The organism is Nostoc cycadae WK-1 (assembly GCF_002897135.1).
GTDB lineage: Bacteria > Cyanobacteriota > Cyanobacteriia > Cyanobacteriales > Nostocaceae > Nostoc_B.
Genome location: NZ_DF978428.1, coordinates 261,857 through 274,582 on the forward strand (window position 1 = coordinate 261,857; position 12,726 = coordinate 274,582).

Annotated in this window: 11 protein-coding genes; 4 read left to right on the forward strand and 7 right to left on the reverse strand. The window is 40.6% G+C overall.

Annotated features, from left to right (window positions below):
* Positions 1-12: 12 nt before the first annotated feature.
* The 3 genes from NCWK1_RS13780 to NCWK1_RS13790 all read right to left on the reverse strand — a co-directional run bounded on the left by NCWK1_RS13780 (position 13) and on the right by NCWK1_RS13790 (position 2,093).
* Complete coding sequence (locus NCWK1_RS13780; RefSeq protein WP_096585606.1) at positions 13-342, reverse strand: MgPME-cyclase complex family protein; 330 nt, start codon at positions 340-342, stop codon at positions 13-15.
* A 64-nt stretch (positions 343-406) separates the two neighbouring features.
* Positions 407-1,126, reverse strand: coding sequence for a SnoaL-like polyketide cyclase (locus tag NCWK1_RS13785; protein WP_103125145.1), 720 nt, complete (start codon positions 1,124-1,126; stop codon positions 407-409).
* Between the two features lie 235 nt (positions 1,127-1,361).
* On the reverse strand, positions 1,362-2,093 hold the full coding sequence (locus NCWK1_RS13790; RefSeq protein WP_103125103.1) for a pyridoxine 5'-phosphate synthase: 732 nt from the start codon (positions 2,091-2,093) through the stop codon (positions 1,362-1,364).
* 111 nt (positions 2,094-2,204) lie between these two features.
* Between NCWK1_RS13790 and NCWK1_RS13795 the strand changes: the two genes are divergently transcribed.
* Together NCWK1_RS13795 and NCWK1_RS13800 are read left to right on the forward strand one after the other, a co-directional pair.
* On the forward strand, positions 2,205-2,543 hold the full coding sequence (locus NCWK1_RS13795) for a DUF6883 domain-containing protein (RefSeq protein WP_103125146.1): 339 nt from the start codon (positions 2,205-2,207) through the stop codon (positions 2,541-2,543).
* Positions 2,536-2,796 carry a DUF4926 domain-containing protein gene (locus NCWK1_RS13800; RefSeq protein WP_103125104.1) on the forward strand — a complete coding sequence of 87 codons (261 nt, stop codon included), beginning with the start codon at positions 2,536-2,538 and terminating at the stop codon, positions 2,794-2,796. Before NCWK1_RS13795 ends, NCWK1_RS13800 begins: the two co-directional genes overlap by 8 nt.
* Positions 2,797-2,851: 55 nt before the next feature.
* On the opposite strand, the gene NCWK1_RS13805 is transcribed toward NCWK1_RS13800, so the two are convergent.
* Entirely contained in the window at positions 2,852-5,692 is a 2,841-nt protein-coding gene (locus tag NCWK1_RS13805) for a COR domain-containing protein (RefSeq protein ID WP_222838786.1), read from the reverse strand.
* A 621-nt stretch (positions 5,693-6,313) separates the two neighbouring features.
* Here NCWK1_RS13805 and NCWK1_RS30405 point away from each other — a divergent pair.
* Together NCWK1_RS30405 and NCWK1_RS13810 are read left to right on the forward strand one after the other, a co-directional pair.
* Complete coding sequence (locus NCWK1_RS30405; RefSeq protein ID WP_281259123.1) at positions 6,314-6,436, forward strand: hypothetical protein; 123 nt, start codon at positions 6,314-6,316, stop codon at positions 6,434-6,436.
* A gap of 28 nt (positions 6,437-6,464) precedes the next feature.
* Entirely contained in the window at positions 6,465-7,112 is a 648-nt protein-coding gene (locus NCWK1_RS13810; protein WP_103125105.1) for a Uma2 family endonuclease, read from the forward strand.
* Positions 7,113-7,159: 47 nt separating this feature from the next.
* On the opposite strand, the gene NCWK1_RS13815 is transcribed toward NCWK1_RS13810, so the two are convergent.
* From NCWK1_RS13815 to NCWK1_RS13825, 3 genes are all read right to left on the reverse strand, one after another.
* Positions 7,160-8,884, reverse strand: a complete 1,725-nt coding sequence (locus NCWK1_RS13815; protein ID WP_096583099.1) for a sensor histidine kinase — start codon at positions 8,882-8,884, stop codon at positions 7,160-7,162.
* Between the two features lie 575 nt (positions 8,885-9,459).
* Positions 9,460-10,722, reverse strand: coding sequence for a methionine adenosyltransferase (metK, locus tag NCWK1_RS13820; protein ID WP_096583097.1), 1,263 nt, complete (start codon positions 10,720-10,722; stop codon positions 9,460-9,462).
* A 289-nt stretch (positions 10,723-11,011) separates the two neighbouring features.
* Positions 11,012-12,016, reverse strand: coding sequence for a phosphoribulokinase (locus NCWK1_RS13825; protein ID WP_096583095.1), 1,005 nt, complete (start codon positions 12,014-12,016; stop codon positions 11,012-11,014).
* Positions 12,017-12,726 lie beyond the last annotated feature (710 nt).

The window sequence follows — 12,726 nt, forward strand, 5'->3', positions numbered from 1 at the left end:
ATTGACCTTTGACTAAGAAACACTAGTAAGAGATGCCAAAGGCTCTGGAATTGTTACTGAAGGTGCATTAAATTCCCCTGTAATTACGTACTCTAATCGTAGTTTCAGCCAGGTAATAAATTGGGGATTTGTAGATATAATCGCTGCTGCGGGTTTAGGACACTGAGCTTTAACTGCTTTCATTTCCGGCGCTTCTAAAAAGGCTGGTTGTTCAACTAACCAAAAATCGATTTGTTTTTCATTTTCATGATAGTGACGAGTGCGTTCTTTCAGCACTTCCTCTAGGGGTTCTTCTTGGACTAGAAAGCGCTGGCTGGCTAAAACGTAATAATATGTTTGCATTTTCATCCTTTGGTTAATAATGGGTTAAATCAGGATACAGAATTAACTCTGTACCCTAATTTAACTAACTCTTACGAAATTTTGAGAACCAAGAACTAAAGGGACAACTACTTCCTGTTGTTTCACTATTTGTTTGTTTGCCACCAGCTGTAAGTTTGTCTAAAAACAGCGTGTTGTCAAAATAGTGTTCTACGGAAATAATTTTTAAATCATCGGTGACACGAGCAACGCTCATACCGACAATTTCAATTGTCTCTCCAGTGGGTACATAGTCTTTGTATGCACCTCTAAAATGTCCCCAGTGCCGCCACTTGAATGTTACGTTTGGTGGCCCTGAAAACACTTCCAGCACTTCCCAAGGGAAACCTTGGGGAAATGTTGTGTGGAAGATTTTGGCTGATGATTCAAAACTTTCTTCTGACGCTTTGTAATGTTCAGAATCAGCCATAAACAAATTGTAAGTACCTTGGTTGCCTAACTCTGCGGCTGTGTAATCTTTTCCGCCATTGGTACTTACACGAAACTTGTCACTCACAACTGATAACCACTGCTGTGGGTTAGATTTGAATGATACCTCCATCTCGAAGGTTCTTACCAAATTCTGCACGATCGCTTCTAACGATCCTTCAACATGATGACATACACTTTCTTTAGCAAGATTTTCTTTGGAGCGCGAATAATCAGGAGGTGTTTGATAACGCCACTCAACATCTGTGCTGGCGGCGATAACTTTATCCCTATCCTGTACCCAAAGCGGTAGGTTGTGAGATTCTGTTGAGGTCATAAAAGTCTGAGTTGAGATTTGAATCAACAAAGTCTGAAAGCTGAAGCTCAAAAGCTGAAACATTCATTTCATACTTCATACTTCACACTTCATACTTTTTTCTGGATTTCGCAGTTACAACCCCTCTTGATAATAGTGCTGAGTGCTGAGTTAAAAGTGCTGAGTTAACAGACTACATCTAAAATTTGGCGGAATATTCACTCAGTGCAAAATTACGTAGTAATTTTTGCTTGACTCAGCACTCAGCACTCAGCACTCTAATGGCTTGTTTCATCTCTCGGACTGCTCTTTCTATGCCAACTAAAGCTGCCCGACTGATGATCGTATGACCGATGTTGAGTTCTTCCATTCCGGGAAGCGCGGCGACCGGAGAAACATTCCAGTAAGTGAGTCCATGACCAGCATTCACCCGCAGTCCGGCTTTAATTGCTTGTTCGCACCCTTGAGCTAATATTGCTAGTTCTCGCTGGCGAGTGGTTTCATTTTTGGCTTCAGCATACTGGCCAGTGTGCAATTCAATAAATTTTGCTTGTATCTTGACAGATGCTTCGATTTGTGAGGGTTCAGCATCGATAAATAGACTGACAGGAATAGCAGCGCTTTGCAATTTATCGACAATTTCTCCTATTCTAGCAATTTGCCCAACAATATCGAGTCCGCCTTCTGTGGTGACTTCTTCGCGTTTTTCTGGGACTAAAGTGACATAATCTGGTTTAATGTCAAGAGCGATCGCCAGCATTTCATCTGTAGCGGCCATTTCTAAATTAAGATGTGTTCTCACTGTTTGCCGTAACAAACGTACATCTCGGTCTTGAATATGCCGCCTGTCTTCTCGCAAATGTACTGTAATTCCATCTGCACCCCCTAATTCTGCCAGTACAGCCGCCGCCACGGGGTCTGGTTCCACTGTCCGTCGCGCTTGTCGGATGGTGGCGATATGGTCGATGTTAACTCCAAGTGTAGGCAACCCTAGTCTCCTGATTCACAGTCCTCCGAACTAGATTTTAGCGGAAATCGGGGTGGTAAAGTGAGGCAGGCGCGATCGCCTAAAATCTCTGTTCAATATTATGGACAAGCTATGAAATTACCCAACGGTGATCAAGCAAAGATACCGATGGAAAAGTTAATTGGGTACTGTCTTAACCCAGAACATCCTAGTGGAAAACATAAAGCCAGAGTTTTTACCTCGGTTTTAGGGATCACAGTTGAAAATGCTGAAATTTTATATGAAATGATAAAAACAGCAGCAATTGCAGGTGAGGTTATTCAGCAAAACAATACAGAATTTGGTCAACAGTTTAAGGTAGATTGGATAGTACCAGATACGGACAGAATCAAGCTGCGGACAATCTGGGAAATTACTGCTAAAAATCCCTATCCACGTTTAATCACAGCATTTCTTAAACTAAATGACTAAGCCTAAACTTTTAGATACTATTGCTACTCTTAACTCAATTCCAATTGAGCGATTAAGTCTAGTGGAATCGGATATGATTTCTATCGAAAGTTTACCAAATGGACAAGTGGGAACAATCGTAGAAGTGTATGAAGAAAAAGAAGATACTAAATATTTAGTTGAATTTGCTGATACTCAAGGTTGTGAGTATGCAATGGCTGTTTTAAAAATAAATGAAATTTTAGTTTTGCATTACGATTTGGCTACTGTTTAAAGTAAATAGCTTACAGTAAATCCCATAACCTTTATAAATCAAATAAGATTACTTATTACCGTTTATATTCGGCTGCATGGTGTTCGCACAGCCAAAGGTAATGTCCTTCTGGTGTTAATACTTTTTTGAGTCCACCCCAGTGTTGTTGGGGGTCTTTTTCTTCTAGCAGTTGACGCAAAGCACGTAAGGCTGCACCGTCGGCACGTTCGGGATCTAAATCTTCACCTCTGGCAATTTTATCTGCTAATTCTAAATCTGTGGCATCTTGAATTTCTGGTAATTTGTCTGCTAGTTCTTTAAATAATTCCAAATCATTCTTATAAATTGCTTCGTACTCTTTAGGGTCTACCACACCCAACCAAGGGCCAATTATAGGGGCGGCAAATCTTAAAACTTTAAATAATTTGCCAATATAAGGTGCAGTTGCTCTCAGCCATTTGGCAGGTTCATCGATTTCATATAAACCGCCTGCTTGGGTGGGATGCCAACAGCCTGGGGCTTGGCAATAAAGTTGTAAATCTATTTTTTGTCCGGCTAGGGCTTTTTGCCAAGATTTGCCACCACGGGGACGCAAAACAAAAATATTCGGACAATGAGAATCTATTTTTGCTTGTTCGCGGCGGAAGACATTAGTAAATTCTCGTTGGGAAAGTTCGCGCAGATTTTTGATTTCATTGAGAATAGTTGCTTGTTTATCAACAACCTTTGTTTCTAATTCATCGATGCGTTCTAAAACTGCATTTTGTGTATTGAAAGTTAAACCATACAAAAGTTCGGCAACTGATACATCTTCTATGGCTTCGGGACATTCAATTGTTGCTTTCTTTTTTTCCCAACGTTTGGATAATTGGTGATAGTCAAATTCGTGGGTGCAGGGTTCGCCATCATGACCAAGACAGGGGATAGTGCGTTGAATATCTAAGCCGGGAAACCTGGAGAGAGTTACTTCGATGCCATCTCGCAGTAAGACAAAGAAATTTAACGGGTTAGCACCGCGTACTGTTAGTTTAATATAGCGATCGCCTTTTGCAGCTTCCACCAAAGCTAAATGTTCTTGTTCATAAGTCAACAATGCACCGTTTCGCCAATGGGTGTTAGTTGTAAAGCGGTGTTGACGGGCAATAAACCAAGTCGGAATCCCCGCCGGAATGGTATTGAGTTTGAATTTCATGGAAATTTCATGGCAATTGGCTTTAGCTTTGATTTGCTGCCATTTGGGTTCATAATTCGGCGGGTCGAAAGGCAATCGTTCAACTACTAAACTGATATCTCGGTTTTCTAAAGTGCGGTAAGAAAGGTCAAAACGTTCCATCAGGCGGAGAAAATGGTCACGCATTGATGGGGCTAAATCTTGCCAGAGTTTATCCATTTCCTGGCGGGTGAAAATGCCAAACTTGTTAATTACTTCTTCGCTTTCCAGAACTTTGCTAATGTATTGAGTCACCCACTGCGGTGTAAGGATGACTGTATCGTTGAGTTCTTCATTGTCTTGGAAATAGAGAATTTCGCCTAATTCATGCAGCCATCGCGCCAGCACTTCTTGACTAATGTCGGCAACTCCAGACTCAGCCATGATTTTCCCCAACTGCTGCGGCGTGATGTATTTTTCTGGCTGGGAACGAATAGCATTGGCAGCATTTAACCAAGTCGTAGGCCAGAGTTCACCCATTAAGGGCAGTTTAGCAGCAGTTTCAGCAATTGCTTGGCGGAGTTCTTCAATGCCGAGGCTGGTTTTAGAACTAATTTTGCAGTGTTCGACAATTTGGGGGTACTTGTCGCGTAACTCTTTGAGGGGAAGGTCAGCGTCGCGTTCGTCGATGTGGGTGGCGATAAGTAAAATGGGTGATTCCGGTGCTAAGGCTTTGATAGTATCTAGCCAATAGTAGAGTTTACCTTGCTCAAATCCCAGTCGCGCATTCCAGGCGAGTAAGAACAGGGAACGGTTGGTGAGGAAGAATTGATTAGTAGCGCGATATATTCCCTGTCCGCCAAAGTCCCAGGTGTTCAGCTGCATGGTGACATCTGGTCTTGCGGGATGGGTTATGGCGAGGAATTTAATTTCAATACCGTGGGTGGTTGATTCTTGGGTGTCGAATTCTTCACCGCGCAACGCTCTTAATAAGGATGTTTTGCCCACGCCACCTTCACCGACGACTAGCAGTTTAGAAACCCATTGGCGTTGACTATCTTCTAACTTTTCTCGCAAATAGGTCAAAATTGCATGGGTTCCTTGCTCGACAATCTCAGGCGGAGGTGAGGTTAAGGGGTTGTTAGAGAGGTATAGCCTTGTCAAGTTGTCGAGTTGGCCGATTTCTGGCGGTAGGCTTCTCAATTGATTTTTATCGAGGGATAGCTCTGTCAAGTTGGCGAGTTGGCCGATTTCTGGCGGTAGGCAGCCCAGTTGATTATTCTCAAGGTATAACCCTGTCAAGTTGGCGAGTTGGCCGATTTCTGGCGGTAAGCTGCCCAGTTGATTGTTATCAAGGTATAACTCTGTCAAGTTGGCGAGTTGGCCGATTTCTGGCGGTAAGCTGCCCAGTTGATTGTTGTGGAGATATAGATCTGTCAAGTTGGCGAGCTGACCGATTTCTGGTGGTAGGCTGCCCAGTTGATTGCCACCAAGGGATAATGAAATTAAGTTGGAGATTTGACCGATTTCTGGTGGTAGGCTACTCAGTTGATTGTTATCGAGTCCTAGTAAAGTCAAGCCAGCCAGTTCGCAAATTTCTAATGGTAAGTTGCTTAGTTGATTGTTATGGATTAGTAGCCATGACAAATTGGAGAGTTGGCAGATTTCTGGTGGCAGGCTGCTCAGTTGATTGTTAGATAGGTCTAGCTCTGTTACCTTTTCCTTGGCAGCTTGTTCAATAATTTGCAACAGTTCTTCGTTTGTCACCTGCAAACCTCACCAACTCTGTAGCGATATTTACCAGAATAGTGTAGCAGTGTGGGAAGTGGGGAATAGGGAGGCTTGTTTGAGTTAATTTAAAATCTCAATGAGTATTCAAGACTTGTTAACCGAGTTCAAAGACTCATTCACGAGTATCTAAGACTCATTAAAGAAGTTCCAAGGCTCATTAATGAAGTGCCAATACTCATTAAAGGATTTCAAAGCCTCATTCACAAGTATCAAACACTCATTAATGAAGTTCCAAGGCTCATTCATGAATTTCCAAGACTCATTAAAGGAGTTCCGAGCTTCACTAATGAAGTTCAAATCCTCATTCACCAGTAAAGTTAGGTGTAGGTTGGATGGAGGAACGGAACCCAACATTATCGAGATTTTGTTCGGTTTCTTTATCGCTTAAACTAATCTACTATTCTCTATCTAACGCCGTACAACTTTCTATCAAACCTAACCCCCAACCCCTTCCCTACGAGGGAAGGGGAGCAAGATTCAAAGCCTCTCTCCGCTGTGGGGAGAGGTTTGGAGAGGGGTTATAAAAATAAGTTGCACATCGTGCTATCTACAATTTCATCAGCTTAAAATTACCAAAAAATTCGCCAAGCGATCGCTTTGTTTCCAAAAACGCTGCGGCTGCTTTCTTTGGATGCACAGCGAAAGCAGATGAATATCAACCCAGAAATCGACTTTCATTATGATGTGTTTGAAGTGCGATCGCACTCGCATTCTTTATAATAAGAATTAAACCCAAGTCAGAGGCGATATGCTTTTAAAACTGCAACAAATTATCGTCAAACCGGGACAACAAATGTTGCTGAAAGATATTAGTTGGCAGCAATTAGAAAATATTTTAGAAGAAATGGGAGATAAACGTGCCGCACGTATCTCTTATAGTAATGGTTGGTTAGAAATTATGGTTCCTCTCCCTGAGCATGAAAAAGATAAAGAGTTAATTGGTGATTTAGTCAAAATTTTATTAGACAAACTCCAGATTGATTTTGAACCATTTGGTTCTACAACACTTAAAAATGAGCAAATGCGGCAAGCAGTAGAACCAGATACCTCTTTTTATATTCAAAATCAAGCTGCTGTGATTGGTAAAAATAGAATTGATTTAAATATAGATCCACCACCAGATTTAGCAATTGAAGTTGATATTACCTCACGGACTCAATTTAATAACTATGAAATTTTAGGAGTTCCTGAACTTTGGCGATATACAAAACAAGGTTTAGAAATTTTTGTACTCCAAGATTGTAAATATATTCAATCTCAATCTAGCCCTAACTTTCCTAATATACCGATTATTGAATTAGTTAATGAGTATGTTCAGCAGTGTTTGACTAGCGGCAGAAGTCAAGCTATGCGTAATTTTAGAAAGTGGATGGAAAATAATTTGTCAAACAGATAATCTGTTCCCTATCTCCACAAATGAATTTAATTTTGTGCAATTACTTATCATTCCCGCACAGTTAAGGGTAGGCGGACAGTAAAAGTCGAGCCTACTCCTGGCTGACTTTTGACAAAAATCTCACCGCCCATCATCTGGCAAAAATGGCTGCTAATAGCTAAACCTAAGCCAGTACCACCATATTTCTTAGTAGTCGAGTTATCCCCTTGAGTGAAAGGTTGAAATAACTGTTGCTGTTGATGATGAGTCATTCCAATACCTGTATCAGCCACCATAAAAGAAATCATACCCAAGGGAGGGTCTGAAAGCGAATTGGGTTTTTCACTTTTAACAGTTAGTGTGACTTTGCCGTTAGTCGTAAATTTAGCAGCGTTACTCAATAAGTTTAAAAGTACTTGCCGCATTCTTGTCTGATCAGCATACATTGTTCCTAGCTGTTCGTCGTAGTCTATTTCTAAGATGTTGCCATTTTTCTCAATAGAAGGCTTAATAGTCAACACAAGATTATTAATCAGATTCCCAATTTCAAATGTCTCTGGATAAAGAGTCATTTTCCCCGCTTCAATTTTTGACAAGTCGAGGATGTCGTTAATTAATTCTAATAAGTGCCTACCAGCGGAATTAATGGTTTCTAAATCAGTAATAAAGTCTCCTGATAAATTTAAGTCTGTAGCGTCATCTTGCAGGAGTTGGCTAAGTCCAATGACAGCATTCAAGGGTGTACGTAATTCGTGACTGACGTTAGCTAAAAATACACTCTTGGCTTTGCTGGCGGCTTCGGCTAGTTCTTTGGCTTGTTCTAGTTGTTTGGTGCGTTCCGACACGCGCTCAATCAACCGATTGAGGGATTTTGCTAACAAGCCAATTTCATCTTCCGTGGTGACAGGGGCGCGTAAATCAAAATTAGATTTGCGGGCGACTTGTTCCGCAACTTGGGTGACAGTAATTACTGGTTCGGCGATCGCACGACTGGTGCGCCAGGCTATAATAGCGGCGATCGCTACTGACACCAGCATACTCACCATCACAATTAATCTCTCAACTCCTTTCGCCTGCTCTACGTCTATTTGTCTATCCTGTTCTTGATTTTCCGCAGTTTGCAAAATATTAGTTAACTTTTCGGAAAGATTATCTAACTGTATGGCAGTTTCACCACGCATTATTTTTAACAACTGCTCTCGAACTACAGCAATTTGTTGTGGTTGTAAAGGCTGCCGTTCGATTTCTTTTAAGACAGCTTCTATCTGGTCAACGTAGGATTTTAAATTAATCGTATAATCTTCTAATAAAGCCTGTAAATTAGCGCTTGTTGCTGCTAATTGCATAGGCTTTCTTTCGATAAAACTGTCAATTTTCTGCTCTAAATCTTGAGCCTTATTAACATTCTTTAAAAATTCTGTTTTTTTAGTTAGCAGTTGTTGAGAATCTTCTAATACTGCAACTAAATTAGAACTATGTAATTGCGCTCCAACTACTGCATTTTTATAGTTAGTTAGTAGTTGGCGTTGTTCTTGAGCTTGAGTAAATTGCCTAATTTCTCGTCCTCGATAATAGTTGGCAATCACCAAACCAGTAAGTGAGCCAAAAAAGCCAATACCTATAGCGACAAAGTAGCCATAGCCTATTTTCTGGTGTATCCGCCAAGAACTTGCCTTGAGTTTCCCACTGGAGGGAAATTCGATTGTTGGGAGTTCTTCGGTTGATGAATTTTCGGCTGGCACTTTTTTGCTTTCTGAATTACTGTCAATTGGGTTAGGCTTGTGAGTTTGCATTCCTCAAATCTCCTCGCCCTTCCGCAAAAATCGCCACATCAATTCCATCTTTAAAATTAAATTAACTGGTGATTAACACCTACACAATTTTTTGTAAGAAGCAGCGTAAATAATTATTCTTTAAATAATTGTCATGACTTTATTGGATTTGGGGGATTTTGATATGAATGTATACAAAAACACTAGATAATTATAAAACTCTGTGTTTATATATAATCAATACTTGTCTAGAGTAAAGCTTATTCTAGAATTTTATCCTTATCGTTACTGTTTATGAAACCTGGTTAATAGCAGTTATCTTTTAACTATTAGCTACACTACTACTTTATTTTACTGTTGCCGTGGATGATACAAATACTTAGATTCCAGACATATTAATTCATCTCGCATCTTAACATCAATTAGTAAGATTCTCCAACAAGTTTTTAATTCTCCCAGTTTTGAGTAATAAAAAACCTCTGTCTATTTACTACTTAAGCAATATCCAGACAGAGGAAATTTGATATATGAAGGGAGTATTCGCTGTTTTTTCCTCCCTAACCGACTAATACGGGAATTTTAATGCTACTAGAGTACTAGGCGATCGCAGTTGAACGCAACTTGTCAACAGCTTGCTTCAACAATTCTGCCTTATCGGTTTGTTCCCAAGGCAAATCTAAGTCATTCCGTCCCAAATGGCCGTAAGCCGCGACGTCCTGATAAAAACGTCCGCCTCTTTCACTTGGTAACTTACGTAAGTTGAAAGCATGAATAATTCCGGCTGGACGTAGTTCAAAGTTTTCTTTGACTAATTCCAACAAAATTTCATCATCCACTTTGCCAGTCCCAAAAGTTTCTAGGAGAATACTGACTGGTCTAGCTACACCGATCGCATAACTCAGTTGAACTTCACATTTTTCTGCCAACCCAGCAGCTACAATATTTTTGGCTACATAGCGAGCTGCATAAGCCGCAGAACGGTCTACTTTTGTGGGGTCTTTGCCAGAAAAAGCACCACCACCATGACGGGAATAACCGCCGTAGGTATCAACAATGATTTTTCTACCTGTTAAACCAGAGTCACCTTGCGGCCCACCAATTACGAATTTGCCTGTAGGATTGACTAAAAAGCGGGTTTCTTGATCAGGCTTGATATTAATATCGCTAAAAACAGGTTCGACCACTGCCTTCCAGAGGTCTTGTTTAATTTTAGCTTGCACTGCTGCCTCATCAGTGATTTCCCCAATGCTGGCTGTATGTTGGGTGGAAATCAGGATAGTATCAATGCCTACAGGTTTACCATCTTCGTAGACTACGGTTACTTGGGTTTTACCGTCGGGACGCAGGTATGACAACTCACCTGTTTTACGAACTGCTGCCAGTCGGCGAGCAATACGGTGTGCCAAACTGATAGGTAAAGGCATCAGTTCAGGGGTTTCGTTGCAAGCAAAGCCAAACATGATACCTTGGTCGCCTGCGCCGATTGTATCGAATAGTTCATCACTATCCTGTTGGCGAGTTTCTTGAGCGACGTTTACACCTTGGGCAATATCTGGCGATTGTTCATCTAAAGCAACGATGATGCTGGTACTGTTGGCAGAAAAGCCATTATCTGCATCAACGTAGCCAATTTCAGCAATTTTTTTGCGAGCCAGATTCACATAATTGACGTTAGCTTTGGTGGTGATTTCACCAGTAATTAGCACTAAGCCTGTGTTAACTACTACTTCCGCTGCTACACGACTGCTGGGATCTTGTGTCAATAAGGTATCCAGGATTGTATCTGAGATTTGATCGCAGATTTTATCTGGATGACCTTCAGTGACTGACTCGGAGGTAAATAAATAACGTCGAGACAAAGAGATTTCCTCCTGTAATAGTATAATCACTAACTAAATATTAACTATTTAGTTCAACTAATTATTTCTAGAATCATACCAGTCTTGACACATTCGGTAGTAAGTGTAGTGCGATATTTTAAAAACACATAATCCAGTTGCGATATTTGTAAAGGAAGTAATAGTTAAATAGTTAGGAGAGCCAACAGTCAATGGTTTTTCTTGGGACTACTCTCTATTCCCCTAAATAAAAAGGGGGTACCCCCGGAAGCACCCCCAAAAAATTTGACACAAACACTGCTGTTTAGTTTTAGACTTGAACTGCTAGTTTTGCTTCCTTTGATGTTAAACGCTCGTAGGTAGCACGCATTTTTAGACCTGTCAGTACTTGGAACAAACCAGTTCCATTATTGGAACCAGGATACTCACGGTGTTGGAGTAACAAGTGAGTCATTTCACCTTCGTACTTGGTGGAGGTGTTGCTGAGGTGGTTTTCGATGTAGATGATTTCTTCTAGGTTGTCAAATTGACCATCTACTTCTAGAACGGAGACGTAGCGGCCATAATAAACATCGGAACCATAGTACAGTTGCATACCTGGATAGGAACAGGTAAGCTTACGTCCACAAGGAGTCCAGTTAATAGTTGAACCTTCATCAAACAGGTAAACTGGAGTAAAGCCTTCTTTACCTTCGCGCTGCAACATCCGTACCCGCAAAACTTTACGCTCTGTGTCGTTTTTAATGAGGTTTGTGGGCAATACTTGGAGAACTACATCAGCGAATTCTCTTTGGGGTTCGATATATTTTGTAAAGTCAGGTTTGCGGGAGTTGATAGCAGCTAAGACATCTTCGTAGCGATGACCTCTTTCTGCCATATCGCGTTGAATTTTCCAGGCAATTTTTACTTCATCGCTGATGTCAAAATAAACGCTGAAATCTAGCAGCGATCGCACCCGTTCATCATATAAAGGATGTAGACCTTCAACCACGATAATATGATTTGGTTCTACTATTTCTGGCGGATCAATCAGGCCGGTTTCGTGGTTATAAATCGGCTTATTAATGGCTTGACCTTCTTTGAGCGCTTTAATTTGCTCATACATCAAGTCAAAATTATTTGCCCTGGGGTCAAGTGCAGTTATCCCAGTTTCCTTACGTTGTTTGCGATCTAGGCAATGATAGTCATCTAAACAGATAACTGTCATAAACTCTTCACCAAACAAGTCGATCAAACGACGCAAAAAAGTAGATTTGCCACACCCAGAGTCTCCGGCTACTCCAATTAGTACCACGCGTTCCGGCTTATTTGTCATAAATCTCCTCTAAATACTAAATGTGTCATTCAATAATTTTTCACACAGCAGATTTTTGAAGCCAGGAGTCTACCCCATTGGTTTTTCCTGTGTTCTTGCTACTCAGCCACATAACGATTATCAGACGGGCCGACAACCAAATTAACGGTTGTTACTCGTCTGAGATTGCTTTATTTTGCAGCTAGTAAGTATTTAATCCTAGTGGTATACTTAATTTTAACAGAAGGGGTTATCCTATACAAGATTTAATATCAGCAAGAATCTTGTGGTGCTACTGTCGGATTGATGATTTAATGGCAAGTTTTCTAGACACAGCACAAATTTTGTTTTTCACCTATCTTCCCCGTGATATAACCAGACTCTAAAGTCTTATTGGGCGTAATTTTGCTTAAAAAGGCGATATTTGCGTGTTGGTGCTGATTTATTGGTAGTTCTCAACACTTTCTACATTCATTGTGAAAATCTACCTAAAGAATGAGCAGATATTTGATGTTCATTATCATGAACTGAGCAGTCATTTTTGAAAAAGATTTCTAACACCAATATCAACCTTATGGCAAACTTTTTATCACTGTTGACAGCAATTTCACGGCAGGTGAACTTGATTGTCATGGTTGATATTAGCTTGAAATTTCCATCATAGTGATAGATGTATTAATTTTACAATGTATCATGAGCTAAGAATAAATCATTAATTGAAATACCAGATA